Below are 16,273 nucleotides of genomic sequence, written 5' to 3' on the forward strand. Positions count from 1 at the left end.
ACTGGAACCTTTTGGGCGTTAGCTGGCCGGCTGCGAACGCCGCATGAGCTCGGTGAGGTTGAATTCGACAGTCGCCGAGCCGATGGCCGTGTCGCCGCTTTCGTCCGCAAGCGTCATGTTGACCTGGACGGCCCAGATCTTGCGATCCTCGTCCCATTCCGGATCGTCGATGAAGACAGCATTCGCGCCCACGGGGAAGGTCTTCTGGAACTTGGCTTCGTCACCCTGCCAGTAATCGCCGGTGATCGAGCTCTGCCCGACATTGAGGCCGTTGCGATCCATCACGAAAAGCTCGGTGTAAAGGCCGAGGTTCTGTGCCTGGACGCGCAGCAGATAGATCGAGAGCGGTGCCGACAGGGTCGCCGAAATCAGCGGCTTGTCGTCGCTCTTGCGCTCCTCGACCCATTGCGCGTCAAGCGCATCGATGGTTGCCTGATCGATGTTGCCGCGCCGTTCGTTCTGGGCTGTTACCGACAGACGGACGATCGGATTGGCGAGCCACTCGCGCGTCTTTGCGATGACGTCCGGTGTGATCAGGCTGGCGGCGTCCGGAGCCTGGGGCTCGGCACGCGCTGGCGATGCCAGGGCAATGAGTGCAGCGATCATGCAGTGCGTAAGGAGTTTCATCGAAACGTTCCATCCCTTGTTTTACCGAGGATTTTAACGTTGGGGCGTTAATCAGAGATTTATGCTCGATAATTGTAAAATTCCCTTGAGTCTTATGGCTTTAAGAAAGAATTCGAGATTTTTGCGGTAGCTCTTTGCAATGCAGCAAAGAGGTTTTTGCTGTGGGGCAGCGGGACGCGGGCGGATCTTGCGGGCGTGCCGGGAAAGCCGGGGCGATCTTTCCCGGTCGACAAGACCCTTGCCTCGCATCGAGGTGGGCGCACCGGGCTTTTTGCCGCCGCGGAGGGGACTGCAAAGGCTCTCGCTTTCTTGAATCGTGGCGCCTGTATGGCCATATAAGACAACAACAGGGGCGCTCTGCCCCATCCGGACGCCGCCAGCGGGTCCGGAAACCTGAAGTGTCCCGGACGCAGGTCGCGGCCGTGGCGCTTCGAGAAGGCCGCTTTTGAAAAGGGCTTAGGTACATGACGCGCATGTCTGCGTTTTCGAGCCCCTTGCTTCTCGGGTTCGAGGATCTGGAACGAATGCTCGACCGGGTCAGCAAGGGATCCAACGACGGTTATCCTCCCTACAACATCGAGCGTCTTCCCAGGACGGAGGCGCGGGGCGAGGTCATCCGCATCACACTTGCCGTCGCCGGCTTCACGCGTGAGCAGCTCGACGTCAGCGTCGAGGAAAGCCAGCTCGTGATCCGGGGCCGTCAGGAAGATGACAAGACCCGCCAGTTCCTGCACCGCGGCATCGCCGCACGGCAGTTCCAGCGCGCCTTCGTGCTGGCCGAGGGGATCGAGATCCTGGGCGCCGAACTGAAGGACGGGCTGTTGTCGATCGACCTCGCCCGCCCCGCGCCCGAGCGCACCGTCCGCCGCATCGAGATCGACGCGCGCGACTGACGGGAGCGGCGGGACGCATGTCCCGACTCTTTGATCCGGCGGCCCGGACAGTGACTGATACACGGTGGCGCGACCTGATCGCCCGCCGGAAAGGAGCGATGCTATGACCTGCGAGAATCGTGAACTGGACATGGAGCCGGGTGAGTTCCAGGCTCTTGGCACCGGCGAGATCGCCTACGTGAAGCGGATGACGTCCGAGGATGTTTCGGCGCTCTTTCCCGAGGCGCCGAAGATGGAGCCGGGGCTGCGCCTCTGGGTGCTTCTGAACGCCGACGGCACGCCGATCATGCTGACCGACAGCCGCGATGCGGCGATCGCCAATGCACATGAACATGAGCTTCTGACGGTCGCCCTGCACTGATCCCGGGCATTCGCCAGAACATGAAACGACGAAGGACCGCGCCGTGATGGCGCGGGCCTTTCGTTTTTGCGGTTCCGGCTTTGCGCCGGGGCCGACCGTTTCAGGCCGCGTTGGAAGCGGTGGTCTGGGTCAGGATCGTGTACAGCGCATCCGCGTCGCTGGTTGCGCGCAGCTTCGCCACAGTGCCCGGATCACGCAGGCGCCTGGCAATGCGGGCTAGCGCCTTCAGGTGGTCCGCGCCGGCGCCCTCGGGCGCCAGGAGAACGAAGACGAGATCGACGGGCTGATCGTCGAGCGCGTCGAAGTCGATCGGCCGGTCAAGCCGTGCGAACAGGCCGACAAGCTTGTCGAGCTGCACCAGCTTGCCATGCGGGATCGCGATGCCGTTGCCGACGCCGGTGGAACCCAGGCGCTCGCGCTGCAACAGCGTGTCGAAGATGTCGCGCTCCGGCAGACCGGTAACGGCGGCGGCTTTCGTCGCCAGTTCCTGAAGGGCCTGCTTCTTGCTGTTTGCTTTCAGGCTCGGAACGATCGCTTTCGATGTGAGGAGATCGTTGAGGTCCATGAGGCGACTCGTGGCAGTTGAAGGGATTGGTCGGAAACGGCCGCGCCCGCACTGGGCGCGGCGTCGACCGTGATTGATTATTTTGCGGCGTTTTCCGGGTCGATCCACCCGTAGTTGCCGTCCGCACGCCGATAGACGACGTTCACATTGCCGTTTCCGGCGTTGTGGAACACCACCACCGGCGCCTCGGTGAGGTCGAGATGCATCACGGCCATGCCGACCGTCATGGTCTTCACCTTCGCCGAGGTCTCGGCCACGACAAGTGGCGTGAAGTCGGCCGCAACCTCCTCCTCTTCCTCGACGGAGGCCAATACGTAGGTCGCCGCGTTCATCGCCTCACGACCGTTTGCGGCGTGCAGGTGATGGTCCTTGAGCTTGCGCTTGTAGCGCCGCAGGCGCTTCTCGATCCGCTCCGCGGCGGCATCGAAGCTCTGGCGCGGGTCCTGGCTGTCGGCGGAAACCTGAAGGTCGATACCCGTGTCGAGATGCAGATTGCACTCGGAGCGATAGCCCGAGCCTTCCCGACCGATCGTCACATGGCCCGTGAAGCCGCCATCGAAGTACTTCGATACGCCTTCTGCAAGGCGCTCCTCGATGTGCGTGCGCAGCGCGTCACCAACGTCGACATTCTTCCCCGATACCCGCAGAGACATGGGAACCTCTTCTTTTTCTGGACCGAACCCGACGCCAGCGACCTGATCCCGAAGGAGCCCCGTCAACAACGCCGAGCCTTCTCTTCTCGAGTGGTAACAAGCCAGCTACACCGATTCGCGTGCAGCCGTCCCGTACCGGGTCAACCCTATCAGCACGGCACGGCGCATGCGAGCGCCGCGTCGTGCGCGGATCGACCGCTTCTCGCGGCCTGTCCGTGCCAGCCCTGCGTCCGATTGTCTCCAGAGGCAATGCCTGTTCGCTCCGGCGCGAATTCCGGCTGCGATCCTGGTCGGTTCGGGCTGCTTCCGCGCGGCAGGCGGACGTCCCGTCCGCTCTCTGCCGCGGCCGGTGCTATAAGCGTCCGCCGGGGGGAAGTCAAATGAACTCCCGCATGGGGATTTCCGGGAGGTCTCGAAACCCGTCCCGCGCCTCGCGCCGGAGCCCGGGGCGGCACCTTGCGTTCGCACCTCAGCCGCCGCGCGCCCGCTTCTCGCGCCGGCGCTGCACCGACGAACCGATCCTCATGGATTCCCGATACTTGGCCACGGTGCGCCGGGCGATATCGACGCCATCGTCCTTGAGGATCTTCACGATCGTATCGTCGGAGAGGATGTTGTCGGGTGCCTCCGCGTCGATGAGCGTGCGGATGCGGTGGCGCACCGCTTCGGCCGAATGCGCGTCGCCGCCGCCGCTCGAGGCGATGGCGGCGGAGAAGAAATACTTGAGCTCGAAGATGCCCCTGGGCGTCGCCATGTACTTGTTCGACGTGACGCGGCTCACGGTCGACTCGTGCATCGAGATCGCCTCGGCGATGGTGCGCAGGTTCAGCGGTCGAAGATGCTGCACGCCATAGGCCAGAAAGGCATCCTGCTGGCGCACGATCTCGCTCGCCACCTTCATGATCGTGCGGGCCCGCTGGTCGAGACTCTTGGCGAGCCAGTTGGCCGTCTGCAGGCAGTCGGTCAGGAAGGCCTTTTCCTTCTCGCCGCGCGCCTGCGTGCTGATTTCGGCATAATAGGTCTGGTTGACCAGCACCTTGGGCAGCGTCTCGCTGTTCAGTTCCACGCTCCAGCCGCCATCGCGCGCGGGCCGCACGATCACGTCCGGAACCACGGGCTGCACCAGCGTTTCGCCGAAGGAACTGCCGGGCTTGGGATCTAGCGCGCGCAATTCGCCGATCATCTCGGCCAGGTCCTCGTCATCGACCCCGCACAGCGCCTTCAGGCCGGCCAGGTCATGACGGGCCAGCAACTCGATATTCTCGATCAGGCAGGCCATGGCCGGGTCGTAGCGGTTCTTCTCGATGAGCTGGAGCCGGAGGCATTCGGGAAGTGATGTGGCGAAGACGCCGGTCGGCTCGAATGTCTGGAGCACCTTCAGCACCGCCTCGAGGCGGTGCCGCTCCAGTCCCATCCGGTCGGCCATCTCGTCGAGGTCGAACCTGAGGTAGCCGGCCTCGTCGAGGTTGTCGATCATCGCCCGCGCGACGATGCGCTCCACCGGGTCGGTGAAGGCGAGCACCATCTGTGCGGCCAGGTGGTCCTGCAGGCTGACGCCGGAGGCGACGAAGGCCTCGAGATTGTAGCCGTCGCCGCTGCCGCCCGCGCCGCTGCCGCCGCCGAGGCCCATCTGCCAGGCGTCGCGCTGCGTCGGCTCGCCGCCGGCGTCGGCCGAAACCCGTGTGCCCGGATCGTCGGGGTAGATATTGCCAAGATCGGTGTCGAGCTTGTCGGCGATCTCGCGGGAGGTGTCGGAAAGCTCCGAACGCAGCCATTCGCCGTCGTTCTCGCCGGAGGCCGCCTCGCGCGCGCCGTCATCCGCGCCCGGGTCGTCGCGCTCCGCGCCGCCGCCGTCTCCCTCGGAGCGTTCCAGAAGCGGATTGCGCTCCATCTCCGCCTCGACGTAGCTCGTCAGATCGAGGCTCGACATCTGCAGGAGCTTGATCGCCTGCATCAACTGCGGCGTCATGATCAGGGTCTGGCCCTGACGGATCTCCAGCTTCGGTGATAGGGCCATGAAGGCTCCCGGTTTCCTCCCGTTCGGCAGCGGCGCGACGCGGGCAAGGCTGCCCGTCGCGCGCCATCATGCCGCACATGCAATCTCGGGCGGACGCAACAAAATTGGTCCGCTTCTTGCTTTGTATCCTAACGCGGGGGTCGCTTCAAAGCGTAAACTGTTCGCCCAGATAGAGCCGGCGCACGTCCGGATTGGCGACGATCTCGTAGGGAGAGCCCTCGGTCAGGACCTCGCCGGCGGCAATGATATAGGCCCGGTCGATGAGGCCGAGCGTCTCGCGCACGTTGTGGTCGGTGATGAGGACACCGATGCCGCGCTGTGTCAGGTGGCGCACGAGCTGCTGGATGTCGCCGACGGCGATGGGGTCGATACCGGCGAAGGGTTCGTCGAGAAGCATGAAGGTCGGCCGACTGGCGAGCGCGCGCGCGATTTCAACGCGCCGCCGCTCGCCACCCGAAAGCGCGATGGCCGGCGACTTGCGCAGATGCGTGACGCCGAATTCCTCGAGCAGGTTCTCCAAATCCTCCGTCCGGCGCTTGCGGTCGGGCTCGACCACCTCGAGCACGGCGCGGATGTTGTCCTCTACGGACAGGCCGCGGAAGATCGAGGCTTCCTGGGGCAGGTAGCCGATGCCGAGCCTGGCACGCCGGTACATCGGCAGGCGCGTGATGTCGAACCCGTCGAGGCGGATCGCACCGTGGTCGGGCTGGATCAGGCCGGTGATCATGTAGAAGCAGGTCGTCTTGCCAGCGCCGTTGGGGCCGAGCAGGCCGACCGCCTCGCCCCGTTGCACCATCAGGCTGACATGGCGCACCACCTGGCGGCGCTTGTAGCTCTTGCCGATGCCGTCGACGACCAGAAGGCCGTCCTCCGCGACGGGATCGATGTGGTGATCCTGGCCGTGGTCGGCGGGGGCGCGCGCGCCAGAAGAAAAGAACGAGATGAGCTTCAAGGGGGCATCCAGTCGGAGAATGTCCTGGTCCGGCAATCCGGCGCCCGCTTGCGTGACGCGGGCACCAGTTCGGCAAGGAATAGGGGCTCGCTCCCGGTGTGTCGAGGCCGAAGCGTCGACCTACTGGGACTTCGGCATGCTGTTGGGCTGGATCAGAACCTTGACGCGACCGCTCCTCGGCGCCTCGAGATCCGCCTGCCCGGTCTTGAGGTTCACCGTCAGCTTGTTGCCGACGATGACGTTCGGCCCCTGCGAGAGAACCACCTGCTTGCCGGTCATGACCATGCGCTGGGCCTTCATGTCGAAGCTCGCCTGGTCGCCGGTCGCCGTCTGGTCCTGCGAGGAGATGTAGACGCGGCCGCTCGCCTCGAGGCTGGAGATCTTCTGGTTGACGCCGCCGGTCGCCGTGCCGTCGTAGCGCACCAGCAGCCTCTGGGTCTTGAGCACGGCGTTGCCCTGGGTGACGACGACGTCGCCACTGAACACCGCGCTCTGGTTCTTGTCCTGGACCTGCAGCTCCTTCGCCTCGATCTGGATCGGCTCGCGGTCGTTGGAGCCGAACCCGGCGAAGGCGTCGGAAAAGGTCTGCGCGCCGGCCGGCAGCGTCGCGGCGGCAAGCACGGCAAAGGCAAGGGCGCTCTTTCGCACGCGCCGGAAAAGGCGCGTGGATCGTGGCCCGGCCGCGGCCGTTCTGTCCGTCATGGCCAGTCTGTCCATCATGGGATGCGCTCCGCTGTTCATTGGGACTGCCCCGTTTTGGACGGGTCGATGGTCATCCGGATCCCGTCGGTGAAGGTGAGTGTACTGCCATCCTGGTCGAAACGCATCCGCGAGGCGGTCAGTGAGCCGAAAGACGACATCAGCGTTGTCGGGTCGGGGGTTCTGATCTCGCCGGTCTTGAGGTTGACGTCAAGCGAGCCGAAGCGTGCGGAATAGCCCTCGCTGGTGGTGACGTCGATACCGCCTGCAAGGGCGAGCGTTTCCTCGGCGCTGTTGTAGGTGCCGCGCACCGAGGTGAGGGCGAGGCTTTGCTCGGCCGAGAGTTTCAGCTCGGCCTTGATGTCCTCGAGGTCGATGATGCGCGGGTCGCTGATGCGCTGGATGGCGCGGCGCGCCGTCACCCGGTAGGAGCGATCACCGTCGTGGCCGGAAAGCTCGGGGCTGTCCATCACAAGCCCGTCGGCGGTCAGCGTGATCGCGCCGAAGCCGAGGCCGCTGAGATAGCTGCTGACGGCCATCATGCCGGCGACGGCCAGGAACAGCAGCAGGCCGAGGCCGGGCACAATGACCCGCAGCCGGCGCACCCGCCGGGAGTGGCGGCGCGCCGCCTCCCGGGCCTGCGCCCTGCCTGTGCCCGCGCGGGGACCCGAGGGTCCCGCGTGCGCGGCTTGAGTGACGACCTGCTGTTCCAAGGTCCCGTCCGTCATGATCCTGTTCGCGCCGCCAAGGCGCGTCGGTCGGCGCCGTCGCGCCGAAACTTGAGCCCAATATAGGGTGCCGGTCAGCTGTGCGCGAAGATATCCGTGTCGTCCCATCCGGCCAGGTCGAGCCGGGCCCGGGTCGGCAGGAACTCAAAGCAGGCGTCGGCAATTTCAGTGCGTCCCTCGCGGGCAAGACGGCCCTCGAGCTTTTCCTTCAGCGCGTGCAGGTGCAGCACGTCCGAGGCGGCATAGGCGAGCTGCGCTTCGGAGAGCTCCTGCGCCGCCCAGTCGGAACTCTGCTGATGTTTGGAGATCTCCACCGAGAGCATCTCGCGCAACAGGTCCTTGAGCCCGTGCCGGTCGGTATAGGTGCGCACCAGCTTGGAGGCGATCTTGGTGCACCAGACCGGACGGCAGTCGATGCCGAGCGCGTTGGCGAGCACCGCGACGTCGAAGCGGGCGAAATGGAAGATCACCGTCTTGCCCTGGTCGCCGAGCAGGCGCGCCAGATTGGGAGCGGCCGTCTGGCCGGCGGCAATCTGCACGACATCGGCGTTGCCGTCGCCAGCGGAAATCTGCACGACGCAGAGCCGGTCGCGGTGCGGCTTCAGGCCCAGCGTTTCGGTGTCGACAGCCACCGCGTCTGCGCTGGCATAGGCCGCCATCTCGGGCGCGGAAAGATCGGGCAGGTCACCGCGGTGCAGGCGAATGGTCATCAAACGTCCCCTTGTCACAACTGCGGGCCTTGATATCGGCCTTTGCCGGCCGCGTCCATCTTGCGCGCAATGCAATGCGGCCGGCCTCCGCGCGGTCGGGCGATTCCGGCAGACTAGCGTCGCGGTTCTGAACCGTGGATGAATCGGCGGGGAAGTCTGGCGGGCCCGAACTCTAAACCGAAGCCCGGAAACGAAAAAAGGCCCGGCGAACCGGACCTTTTTCGGATGCTTCAGACCTTGGTAGTCTGTCCGAAGCGAATTTTGGTGCCCAGGAGAGGACTCGAACCTCCACGCCCTTTCGAGCGCTAGCACCTGAAGCTAGTGCGTCTACCAATTCCGCCACCTGGGCTGTGAGGGGGGCTTGTAAGGAACAGTTCGAAGCTTGTCAACGGCCCTTTCGCAGCCATTTTACCTTCATGCACAACTGCCCTTCACAGAACCGGGCACAAGGGCTAAGAGACCCGGATAAGGCGTCGCGCGGGCGCGCGGGGCGGGCACACAGGCCCGAGACCAAACCTCCTGCCCGTTCGCACCCGAGGGACCGTGCGGTTGGACGGGCGGGCGCGAGGCGACGCAGGGCACGAGATCACGGCGAAAGCCGGCGAGGGAGCGACGGCAATGGCAAGCGCATCCGGTACAGCAAACGGCGCTAGCGCCCTGAATGGCAAGCTGGTGACGGTTTTTGGCGGCTCCGGCTTCATCGGCCGGCACGTGGTGCGCGCGCTGGCGCGGCGCGGCTACCGCATCCGCGTGGCGGTGCGCCGACCGGACCTGGCCGAATTCCTCCAGCCGCTCGGCGCCGTCGGCCAGATCATGCCGGTGCAGGCGAACCTGCGCCACCGCTGGTCGGTCGACCGGGCGGTCGAGGGGTCGGATGCGGTGGTCAATCTGGTCGGGATCCTGGCCGAGAGCGGCCAGCAGACCTTCGACGCGGTCCAGACGTTCGGCGCACGGGCGGTCGCCGAGGCGACCCGCGCCGCCGGCATCGAAAATCTGGTGCAGATTTCCGCCATCGGCGCCGATGCCGATAGCGCATCGATCTATGCACGCACCAAGGCACGGGGCGAGGCGGCGGTTCGCGAGACGGTTCCCGGAGCGGTCATCGTCCGCCCGTCCATCGTTTTCGGTCCCGAGGACGACTTCTTCAACCGCTTCGCCGCCATGGCGCGCCTGTCTCCGGCCCTGCCGCTGATCGGTGGCGGCGAGACCAGGTTCCAGCCTGTCTTCGTCGGCGACGTGGCCGAGGTGATCGCCCGCGCGGTCGACGGCGACATCGCCCGCGGCACGACCTATGAGCTCGGCGGACCAGAGGTCGCGAGCTTCCGCCAGTGCCTGGAACTGATGCTGACCGTCGTGCGCCGCAAGCGCCTGCTGGTGCCGCTGCCCTTCGGTCTCGCCCGCTTCAAGGCCCGCATCCTGCAGATGCTGCCCGGCTCGCTGCTGACCGTCGACCAGGTCGAACTGCTCAAGTCCGACAACGTCGTGTCGCAGGCCGCAATCGCGGAGGGGCACACGCTCGAGGGGCTTGGCATCAAGGGCAGCAGCATGGCCGCGATCCTGCCGACCTATCTGGAGCGTTTCCGCGAGCGCGGCCAGTATGACGCCAACCGGCCGCTCGCCGAAGGCTGATCGCCGGGTTTCGACGCATTGCAATCGGAAGGGGGCGGCGGGTCGTGGACCTTGCCGCCCCCTTTGCGTTGGCGATGCGCCTGCGGGAGACCTCTCCTTACCGCCAGAGCCCGAAGGACGTCCCCAGCGAAACGATTCGCCGCCTGTTGCGCTCGTCGAGGCCATGCGCGGGAATGTAGCCTTGTGCACTGCGCGACAGGCCGATATCGCGCAGCCCCGCCTCGTCGAGGTCCTCGAGTGCCCGCCTGTTGGCTCTGGCGCGCCGGGTGCTGTTCCAACTCTCCGCGATGCGGGCCAGAAGCCGCCACAGAATCGATCGGTGGCGAGGGGTGAGCGTCTGGTAAAGTCTGATCTCCGTCATGGCGGTGTCTCCTGCATGGGTCGCGTCCTTTTCCTGTGGACGGCGACGATGGCGCGGAGCATCGCACCCCATACCTGACAGCAGCGCGTCAGGTATGTTCCGCTCTCATGACGGAATGCGAAGCGCCGACGCCGGGCCGGTGCATGACGGGAGAGGGGCACCGCGGTCCGGCGCCCCGGGAGTGTGCATGAACGCGATCGAACGGGCGCTGGGCATCCTGTTGCTGCTGAGTGGGGGACAGCGCAGCGCCGGCGAGCTCGCCGAGCGGTTCGAGGTGTCGGTGCGCACCATCTACCGCGACATCGACCGCCTGATGGCGCTCGGCATTCCGGTGGAGGCGGAGCGTGGGGTGGAGGGCGGCTACCGGCTCGCGCGCGACTATCTGCAGCCGCCGGTGGCGCTCACCCGGGGCGAGACCGCAGCGCTGCTGGTCGCGCTGGCGCTTGCCCGCGGGCTCAAGGCGACGCCGCTTCTGGCCGATCTCGACACCGCCCAGGCCAAGCTTCTGGCCTCCCTGCCGAAAGCGGCGCGGGAGGTCTTCGAGCAGGGCGGGCGCATCGTCGGCATCGAGAAGCCATCGGCCGATATCTTCCACGCCGAACCGGACCGGATCGATTCGGTCCGGATGCAGTCTGCCGTCGATGTTTTCATGCAGGGCATTCTGTCGGGCCGCCGTGTGCGCCTGCGCCACGAGAATCCCTACCGCAGCCGTGTCGCCGACTTCGATGTGGAGCCGCACGGCATCCTCTTCGACAGGGACCGCTGGTATCTCTACGGCCACGATGTGGATCTCGGCTCGGAGCGTCTGATGCGCGCTGACAGGATGCTGGAGGCAGAGGTCAGTGGCATGGGCTTCCGACCGCGCGCGGGCCTGTCGGTCGCGACCCAGATGGGCCGGGAGTGGCTGTCGCGGGCCATGCGGCGCTGGGAGGCCGACGGCGCGGTCAGCGTCTTCAAGGTGCAGGAGGCGCAGGCGCGCCTGCTGGCCCGCGACTGGTACTACCGCCATGCCGCCTTCGAGGCTTCGGGCGACGGATGCGTCAGCGTCCGTATCCCGAGCGTCGATCCGGTCATCATCCTGCCGCTTGCCCGCTGGCTTGGCCCCGGCGCCGAGCTGGTGGCACCGCCGGAGTTGCGCCGGCGTTGTGCGCGGGACCTGGAGGACATGCTCCGCGCCTACGGCCCGGACGGGTCTTCAGCCGAGGATGTATAGGCCGGCAAAGCCCGCCAGGCCGACGGCAATGCGCCACCAGGCAAAGGGGGCGAAGCCGTGCCGGCTGACGAAGTCGAGCAGGCCGCGCACCACGAACACAGCGGTGACGAAGGCGGCGACGAAGCCGACGGCGATGATCGTCACATCGTCCAGGGACAGCACGTTGCGGTTCTTGAAAAGGTCATAGGCAAAGGCGCCCGCCATGGTCGGCATGGCGAGGAAGAACGAGAACTCGGCAGCCGAGCGCTTGTCGGTGCCCAGCAGAAGCGCCCCTGCGATGGTCGCGCCGGAGCGCGACACACCCGGCACCATCGCCAGCGTCTGGCAGAAGCCGATCGCCAGGCAGAGCCACAGCGGATAGTCCATGGCATCGTGATACTTCGGCTTCAGCGGCATGCGGTCGATGGCAAGCAGGATGATGCCGCCGACCAGCAGCATGGTGCAGATCAGCGCCGGTGATTCGAACAGCACCGATTTGATGAAGCCATGCAGCAGAACACCGAAGACGGCGGCCGGCAGGAACGCCAGCAGGATGCCGAAAACGAATCGGCGGGCGTTGGCGTCGCTCGGCAGCGCCATGGCGATCGAGATCAGCCGCTGGGCGTAGACGGTGAGGATCGCGAGGATCGCGCCGAGCTGGATCAGAACCTCGAAGGTCTTGCCGTTGCTCTCGAATCCGATGAAATGTCCAAGCAGCAGGATGTGTCCGGTGGACGAGACCGGAATGAATTCCGTCAGTCCCTCGACCAGACCGAGAATGAGGGCGCCAACGAGTGTATCCGAGGTCATTGCGGGTGTTCTCCCAGCTGGGCTTTGCAAGCGACCGGCGGGAGGTCAGTGCGCTCTGGCCGGTGGGGAAGTCGATGCGTGCGTTGTATCAGAAGCGAACGCGGCGTATACGGGCCTCTTGGGAGGGGGCTCCGCGCATCGTTTGATTAACCGTGACCGGTTACGATCCAGTTATGTTGACCCTTTATCGCCACCCCTTCTCTCCGTCCTCCCGATTCGTGCAGCTCGTGCTCGCCGAATACGGGGCCAAGGTGGAGTTCGTCACCGAGCGTCCCTGGGAGCGCCGGCGCGCTTTCCTGATGCTCAATCCGGCAGGCACCGTTCCGGTGTTGCAGGAGAACGACGGCCCGCCGGTCTGCGGCGCGCTGGCGATCATGGAGTATCTGGACGAGACGCGCGGCTATGCCGTTGGCGACCGCAGGCTGATGCCCGACCATCCGGACGCGCGCGCCGAGACGCGCCGTCTGGTCGACTGGGCCCTCAACAAGCTCGATGCTGAGGTCGTCGGCCCCTTCGTGCGCGAGCGCATCTACAAGCAGGAAATGGCGGCCTCCGTCGGAGGCGGCTCGCCTGATTCGGCGGTGTTGCGCGTGGCCCGGGCCAATATCGGGCACCACATGCGCTATTTCGGCTATCTTGCCGCCTCGCGGAACTGGCTCGGCGGCGAGCGACTGACCTTCGCCGATTTCGCCGTGGCGGCCGAATTGTCCTGCGCCGACTACCTGGGTGAAGTGCCATGGGCGGAAGAGGAAAACGTGAAGGCGTGGTACGCGCGCATCAAGTCGCGTCCGAGCTTCCGTCCGCTGCTGGCGGACAAGATCCTCGGAATGCCGGCGGCGGCGAGCTATGCCGACCTGGACTTCTGAACGAGGACGACCGTCCCGCGCCGCACCTGAGCGGCAGCCAGGCTTCGCGACTGAAGGAACGGCTGAACGAGAAGGCGCGGGAACTCGGGTTTTCCGATTGCCGCGTCGTTGACGCCAGGGATGCGATCCCGCTCGCGCCTGCCCGTCTGTCGACCTTCCTTGCCGACGGCCACCACGCCACAATGAACTGGATGGAAGAGACCGCCGAGCGTCGCTCCGCCCCGCAGGCCCTGTGGGAGGGCGCGCGGCGTGTGATCTCGCTGGCGCTCACCTACGCGCCGCAGGACGATCCGCTCGCCACGCTGTCCAGCCCGGACCGGGCGACGATCTCCGTCTATGCGCGCAACCGCGACTATCACGAGCTGGTCAAGGGACGGCTCAAGGAACTCGCGCAGCAACTGCTCGCAGGTGCGCGCCGGATGGGCGTCGACGGCCAGGTGAAGGTTTTCGTCGATACGGCTCCGGTCATGGAAAAGCCGCTGGCGGAGGCGGCCGGGCTCGGCTGGCAGGGCAAGCATACCAATCTGGTCTCGCGGCGGTTGGGCTCGTGGTTCTTCCTCGCGGAGATCTTCACCGACCTGCCGCTTCCCGTCGATGTGCCGGAGCAGGATCATTGCGGCTCATGCCGCGCCTGCCTGACGGCCTGCCCGACGGATGCCTTCCCCGCACCGTATCGGCTCGACGCGAACCGCTGCATCTCCTACCTGACCATCGAGCACAAGGAGCCGATTCCGACGAGGTTCCGCGCGGCGATGGGCAACCGCATCTACGGCTGCGACGATTGCCTGGCGGCATGCCCCTGGAACAAGTTCGCGCAGATCGCCGCCGAAGCCAGGCTTGTCGCCCGCGAGGACCTCAGGGCGCCGTCCCTCGACACGCTGCTGCGGCTCGACGATGCGGGGTTTCGCGCGCTCTTCTCCGGCTCGCCGATCAAGCGGATCGGCCGCGACAGGTTTCTGCGCAACGTGCTGATCGCCGCGGGCAATTCCGGCATGGCGGACCTGGCGGACCCGGTCGCCGCCCGTCTCGACGACGAGAGCCCGCTGGTGCGCGGAATGGCTGTCTGGGCGCTTGACCGCATGGGCCATGCCGACAGGCTTGCCGAGCACGCGAAGCACGGTCTCGCAGCCGAGACGGATGCCGGTGTTCTGGAGGAATGGCAGGCGGCAGGCTTCAGGCGGTAATCGCCGAGAAGGCCGTCACGACCCCCTCATAGACCTTGCGCTTGAAGGGGATGATCAGTTCGGGCAGTTCCGCTGCCCGCGTCCAGCGCCAGTCGCAGAATTCCGCCTTGTGGCCGTCCGGTGGCGAGAGAACGTTGATCTCGCTTTCATCACCCTCGAAACGCAGCGCGAACCACTTCTGCTTCTGGCCGCGATACTTCGCGGTACGTGGGTTGCGCCTGACCTCGGGGGGATAGTCGTAGTGGAGCCAACCCGGCGCCTCGGCCATGAGGCTGACGCTGCGCACCGAGGTTTCCTCGTAGAGCTCGCGCAGCGCGGCCGCCTGCGGATCCTCGCCCGCATCGATCCCGCCTTGCGGCAACTGCCAGCAATAATTGGCTGCGACGCCCCCGGAGGGGGCCCTCTTGCCGATCCAGACGAGACCCTGCGGATTGATCAGCATGATGCCGACACAGGGACGGTAGGGGAGGGTGGATGTGTCGGGCATGGGAGGCTCCGTTTCGCGGTCGGTCGTCGCGTTCCCCAGCCTGTTTGCGGGCAAAGCGAAACCTGCCGGCTATTGCTGCCCGCTTCGGTCGATGGAGGCGCTGATGGGGATGAGCTGGAGGCCGCGTTGCTCGAGGTCCTTGGACCAGCGGGCGAGTTCGTTGATCGTGACCGGCAGTGCGGAGGCGATGCCCACGGCAACCCCTTGCGCGCGCGCCGTGCCTTCGAGCTGGAGCAGGCGGGCGGAGATGTCCTCGGGCCGGGGCACGTCGTCGATGACGATGTCGGCGTGGGAGAAGGGCGTGCGCAGGCCGTTCGCTGTCGCGGCGGCGAGACTGCGCGAGGACGAGCCGTCGTCGAGATACATGAGGCCGCGTCGGGTGACCTCGCCGAGAAGCCGTTGCAGCGGCTCTTCGGTCGCTGTGAAGCGCGCGCCCATGTAGTTGGTCACGCCGACGTAGTTGGTGACGCGTGACAGCAGCCAGGACAGGCGTGCCTTCATCTGGTCGGCGGTCTCCCCGACGAGCAGCGTGTAGGGGCCCGGGTCGTTGTCCGGATAGTCGAAGGGCTCCATCGGCAGCTGCAGCAGTAGCTCGTGCCCGTCCCTGCGGGCCTTCTGCATCCAGCGATCGAGGCTGGCCCCATAGGGGGCAAAGGCGAAGGTCATGTCGGCGGGCAGCTTCTCGATGGCCGACTGGGTGCCGGTCTGTGACAGGCCCATGCCACCGACGATGATGGCGATCTTCGGCACCGAACTGAAGGATTGGCTCGCCGGGCGCGCATAGACGTCGAGCGGACGCAGCCCCTGTTCGGAAACAATTGGGAGAAGTCCGTCGGGACCTGTTTCGGTGACACGGGCATCCGCCCGGATCGAGAGCGCCGCTGACGTATCTCCAGCCACCTCGGCCGAGGCGGCGGCTTCGGCGCCTGCCGCGCCCTTCGGTTCGAAGCGCGGGCCGAGGGTCTTTTCGAGCCGCGCCTCGCGGGCGGCGTCCGGATCGGCGGTGCCGTCTGCCAGGGCGGGACGGATCTCGACGACGCCAAAGTCACGCGCTGTCAGTCCGTCGATGGAACGTTCCAGGGGGACATTGGCGGTAGGCTCGCCGCCAAAGGGATCATCGACCACGCCGACCCACACGACAGCGGTCGTCAACAGGACGGTGATCAGGCCGGCGCCGATAAGCCCGAGCGGCAGATTGAGATATCTGCGTTTGCCAAGCCCCAGCGGAGCAGACAGATCGTTCCCAGCCATCCGTCCCGGTCTCGTGCCGTCGCCGTGTCCTGTCCGCAAGCATCCGCGCCGGCGGCATCACACGGGCCATGTCGTCGGGCAGGTCGGGAGACTTGCGCCGTCCCTGTCTCCGGGGAGCGGGCTGGCGATGCCCGTTTCCTCGGCCTGCCTGCGTTTGCGCCGACGCTCCTGAAACCGGCACCGCCGGAAGGCTTTGCGCCGCCGGCGGTGTCGTCAATTCGGGAGCGTCCCGCGCGTGTCAAACGTCTAGAGCAAAACGTGAGTCGTCCCAATCGGATTGTGACGGAC

Annotated in this window: 18 protein-coding genes and 1 tRNA gene; 6 read left to right on the forward strand and 13 right to left on the reverse strand. The window is 66.2% G+C overall.

Annotation, left to right across the window (positions count from 1 at the left end):
- Window positions 1-18: 18 nt before the first annotated feature.
- The gene (locus tag ACN0WF_RS06310; protein ID WP_417771952.1) at window positions 19-627 is read right to left on the reverse strand and encodes a hypothetical protein; all 609 of its coding nucleotides are present in this window, start codon (window positions 625-627) and stop codon (window positions 19-21) included.
- A gap of 464 nt (window positions 628-1,091) precedes the next feature.
- On the opposite strand from ACN0WF_RS06310, the gene ACN0WF_RS06315 reads away from it, so the two are divergent.
- Window positions 1,092-1,520 carry an Hsp20 family protein gene (locus tag ACN0WF_RS06315; RefSeq protein ID WP_417771953.1) on the forward strand — a complete coding sequence of 143 codons (429 nt, stop codon included), beginning with the start codon at window positions 1,092-1,094 and terminating at the stop codon, window positions 1,518-1,520.
- A gap of 103 nt (window positions 1,521-1,623) precedes the next feature.
- Window positions 1,624-1,881, forward strand: a complete 258-nt coding sequence (locus ACN0WF_RS06320) for a DUF1150 family protein (RefSeq protein ID WP_417771954.1) — start codon at window positions 1,624-1,626, stop codon at window positions 1,879-1,881.
- Between the two features lie 100 nt (window positions 1,882-1,981).
- Here the strand turns inward: ACN0WF_RS06320 and ptsN are convergent, their stop codons facing one another.
- The 8 genes from ptsN to ACN0WF_RS06360 all read right to left on the reverse strand — a co-directional run bounded on the left by ptsN (window position 1,982) and on the right by ACN0WF_RS06360 (window position 8,554).
- Window positions 1,982-2,446, reverse strand: coding sequence for a PTS IIA-like nitrogen regulatory protein PtsN (gene ptsN / locus ACN0WF_RS06325; protein WP_417771955.1), 465 nt, complete (start codon window positions 2,444-2,446; stop codon window positions 1,982-1,984).
- A 77-nt stretch (window positions 2,447-2,523) separates the two neighbouring features.
- Window positions 2,524-3,099, reverse strand: a complete 576-nt coding sequence (gene hpf, locus ACN0WF_RS06330) for a ribosome hibernation-promoting factor, HPF/YfiA family (RefSeq protein WP_417771956.1) — start codon at window positions 3,097-3,099, stop codon at window positions 2,524-2,526.
- 469 nt (window positions 3,100-3,568) lie between these two features.
- Window positions 3,569-5,116 (reverse strand): RNA polymerase factor sigma-54, encoded by a 1,548-nt coding sequence (gene rpoN / locus ACN0WF_RS06335; protein WP_417771957.1) that lies wholly within the window; start codon window positions 5,114-5,116, stop codon window positions 3,569-3,571.
- Window positions 5,117-5,261: 145 nt separating this feature from the next.
- Window positions 5,262-6,002: an LPS export ABC transporter ATP-binding protein gene (lptB, locus tag ACN0WF_RS06340; protein ID WP_417772157.1), complete on the reverse strand. Its 741-nt coding sequence runs from the start codon at window positions 6,000-6,002 to the stop codon at window positions 5,262-5,264.
- Between the two features lie 186 nt (window positions 6,003-6,188).
- Window positions 6,189-6,770 carry an LptA/OstA family protein gene (locus ACN0WF_RS06345; RefSeq protein WP_417771958.1) on the reverse strand — a complete coding sequence of 194 codons (582 nt, stop codon included), beginning with the start codon at window positions 6,768-6,770 and terminating at the stop codon, window positions 6,189-6,191.
- 35 nt (window positions 6,771-6,805) lie between these two features.
- Entirely contained in the window at window positions 6,806-7,495 is a 690-nt protein-coding gene (gene lptC, locus ACN0WF_RS06350; RefSeq protein WP_417771959.1) for an LPS export ABC transporter periplasmic protein LptC, read from the reverse strand.
- Window positions 7,496-7,569: 74 nt separating this feature from the next.
- Window positions 7,570-8,205 carry a ribonuclease D gene (locus ACN0WF_RS06355; RefSeq protein ID WP_417771960.1) on the reverse strand — a complete coding sequence of 212 codons (636 nt, stop codon included), beginning with the start codon at window positions 8,203-8,205 and terminating at the stop codon, window positions 7,570-7,572.
- A gap of 262 nt (window positions 8,206-8,467) precedes the next feature.
- A tRNA-Leu gene (locus ACN0WF_RS06360) sits at window positions 8,468-8,554 on the reverse strand.
- A gap of 269 nt (window positions 8,555-8,823) precedes the next feature.
- Between ACN0WF_RS06360 and ACN0WF_RS06365 the strand changes: the two genes are divergently transcribed.
- The gene (locus ACN0WF_RS06365; protein ID WP_417771961.1) at window positions 8,824-9,834 is read left to right on the forward strand and encodes a complex I NDUFA9 subunit family protein; all 1,011 of its coding nucleotides are present in this window, start codon (window positions 8,824-8,826) and stop codon (window positions 9,832-9,834) included.
- Window positions 9,835-9,931: 97 nt separating this feature from the next.
- Here ACN0WF_RS06365 and ACN0WF_RS06370 read toward each other — a convergent pair whose 3' ends face one another.
- On the reverse strand, window positions 9,932-10,195 hold the full coding sequence (locus ACN0WF_RS06370; protein ID WP_417771962.1) for a DUF1127 domain-containing protein: 264 nt from the start codon (window positions 10,193-10,195) through the stop codon (window positions 9,932-9,934).
- 187 nt (window positions 10,196-10,382) lie between these two features.
- Between ACN0WF_RS06370 and ACN0WF_RS06375 the strand changes: the two genes are divergently transcribed.
- The gene (locus ACN0WF_RS06375) at window positions 10,383-11,408 is read left to right on the forward strand and encodes a helix-turn-helix transcriptional regulator (protein ID WP_417771963.1); all 1,026 of its coding nucleotides are present in this window, start codon (window positions 10,383-10,385) and stop codon (window positions 11,406-11,408) included.
- On the opposite strand, the gene ACN0WF_RS06380 is transcribed toward ACN0WF_RS06375, so the two are convergent.
- Entirely contained in the window at window positions 11,391-12,197 is an 807-nt protein-coding gene (locus ACN0WF_RS06380) for an undecaprenyl-diphosphate phosphatase (protein WP_417771964.1), read from the reverse strand. The genes ACN0WF_RS06375 and ACN0WF_RS06380 overlap by 18 nt on opposite strands.
- A 173-nt stretch (window positions 12,198-12,370) precedes the next feature.
- Here ACN0WF_RS06380 and ACN0WF_RS06385 point away from each other — a divergent pair, with 173 nt between their 5' ends.
- Together ACN0WF_RS06385 and queG are read left to right on the forward strand one after the other, a co-directional pair.
- Window positions 12,371-13,063: a glutathione S-transferase family protein gene (locus tag ACN0WF_RS06385; RefSeq protein ID WP_417771965.1), complete on the forward strand. Its 693-nt coding sequence runs from the start codon at window positions 12,371-12,373 to the stop codon at window positions 13,061-13,063.
- Window positions 13,064-13,089: 26 nt separating this feature from the next.
- Window positions 13,090-14,247, forward strand: a complete 1,158-nt coding sequence (queG, locus tag ACN0WF_RS06390) for a tRNA epoxyqueuosine(34) reductase QueG (protein ID WP_417772158.1) — start codon at window positions 13,090-13,092, stop codon at window positions 14,245-14,247.
- On the opposite strand, the gene ACN0WF_RS06395 is transcribed toward queG, so the two are convergent.
- Together ACN0WF_RS06395 and ACN0WF_RS06400 are read right to left on the reverse strand one after the other, a co-directional pair.
- Window positions 14,237-14,734, reverse strand: coding sequence for an RNA pyrophosphohydrolase (locus ACN0WF_RS06395; protein WP_417771966.1), 498 nt, complete (start codon window positions 14,732-14,734; stop codon window positions 14,237-14,239). The genes queG and ACN0WF_RS06395 overlap by 11 nt on opposite strands.
- 69 nt (window positions 14,735-14,803) lie before the next feature.
- Window positions 14,804-15,985, reverse strand: a complete 1,182-nt coding sequence (locus tag ACN0WF_RS06400; protein WP_417771967.1) for a divergent polysaccharide deacetylase family protein — start codon at window positions 15,983-15,985, stop codon at window positions 14,804-14,806.
- Window positions 15,986-16,273 lie beyond the last annotated feature (288 nt).

The organism is Stappia sp. (assembly GCF_048268045.1).
Taxonomy (GTDB): Bacteria; Pseudomonadota; Alphaproteobacteria; order Rhizobiales; family Stappiaceae; genus Stappia.

What these genes read in the sequence shown, in the direction of transcription:
- rpoN (WP_417771957.1), bottom strand. Translation starts at nt 5,116, where the DNA reads ATGGCCCTATCACCGAAGCTGGAGATCCGTCAGGGCCAGACCCTGATC.
- ACN0WF_RS06345 (WP_417771958.1), bottom strand. Translation starts at nt 6,770, where the DNA reads ATGACGGACAGAACGGCCGCGGCCGGGCCACGATCCACGCGCCTTTTC.
- ACN0WF_RS06370 (WP_417771962.1), bottom strand. Translation starts at nt 10,195, where the DNA reads ATGACGGAGATCAGACTTTACCAGACGCTCACCCCTCGCCACCGATCG.
- ACN0WF_RS06320 (WP_417771954.1), top strand. Translation starts at nt 1,624, where the DNA reads ATGACCTGCGAGAATCGTGAACTGGACATGGAGCCGGGTGAGTTCCAG.
- ACN0WF_RS06315 (WP_417771953.1), top strand. Translation starts at nt 1,092, where the DNA reads ATGACGCGCATGTCTGCGTTTTCGAGCCCCTTGCTTCTCGGGTTCGAG.
- ACN0WF_RS06375 (WP_417771963.1), top strand. Translation starts at nt 10,383, where the DNA reads ATGAACGCGATCGAACGGGCGCTGGGCATCCTGTTGCTGCTGAGTGGG.
- ACN0WF_RS06365 (WP_417771961.1), top strand. Translation starts at nt 8,824, where the DNA reads ATGGCAAGCGCATCCGGTACAGCAAACGGCGCTAGCGCCCTGAATGGC.
- ACN0WF_RS06310 (WP_417771952.1), bottom strand. Translation starts at nt 627, where the DNA reads ATGAAACTCCTTACGCACTGCATGATCGCTGCACTCATTGCCCTGGCA.
- hpf (WP_417771956.1), bottom strand. Translation starts at nt 3,099, where the DNA reads ATGTCTCTGCGGGTATCGGGGAAGAATGTCGACGTTGGTGACGCGCTG.
- ACN0WF_RS06385 (WP_417771965.1), top strand. Translation starts at nt 12,371, where the DNA reads ATGTTGACCCTTTATCGCCACCCCTTCTCTCCGTCCTCCCGATTCGTG.
- lptC (WP_417771959.1), bottom strand. Translation starts at nt 7,495, where the DNA reads ATGACGGACGGGACCTTGGAACAGCAGGTCGTCACTCAAGCCGCGCAC.
- ACN0WF_RS06355 (WP_417771960.1), bottom strand. Translation starts at nt 8,205, where the DNA reads ATGACCATTCGCCTGCACCGCGGTGACCTGCCCGATCTTTCCGCGCCC.
- ACN0WF_RS06380 (WP_417771964.1), bottom strand. Translation starts at nt 12,197, where the DNA reads ATGACCTCGGATACACTCGTTGGCGCCCTCATTCTCGGTCTGGTCGAG.
- ptsN (WP_417771955.1), bottom strand. Translation starts at nt 2,446, where the DNA reads ATGGACCTCAACGATCTCCTCACATCGAAAGCGATCGTTCCGAGCCTG.
- ACN0WF_RS06395 (WP_417771966.1), bottom strand. Translation starts at nt 14,734, where the DNA reads ATGCCCGACACATCCACCCTCCCCTACCGTCCCTGTGTCGGCATCATG.
- ACN0WF_RS06400 (WP_417771967.1), bottom strand. Translation starts at nt 15,985, where the DNA reads ATGGCTGGGAACGATCTGTCTGCTCCGCTGGGGCTTGGCAAACGCAGA.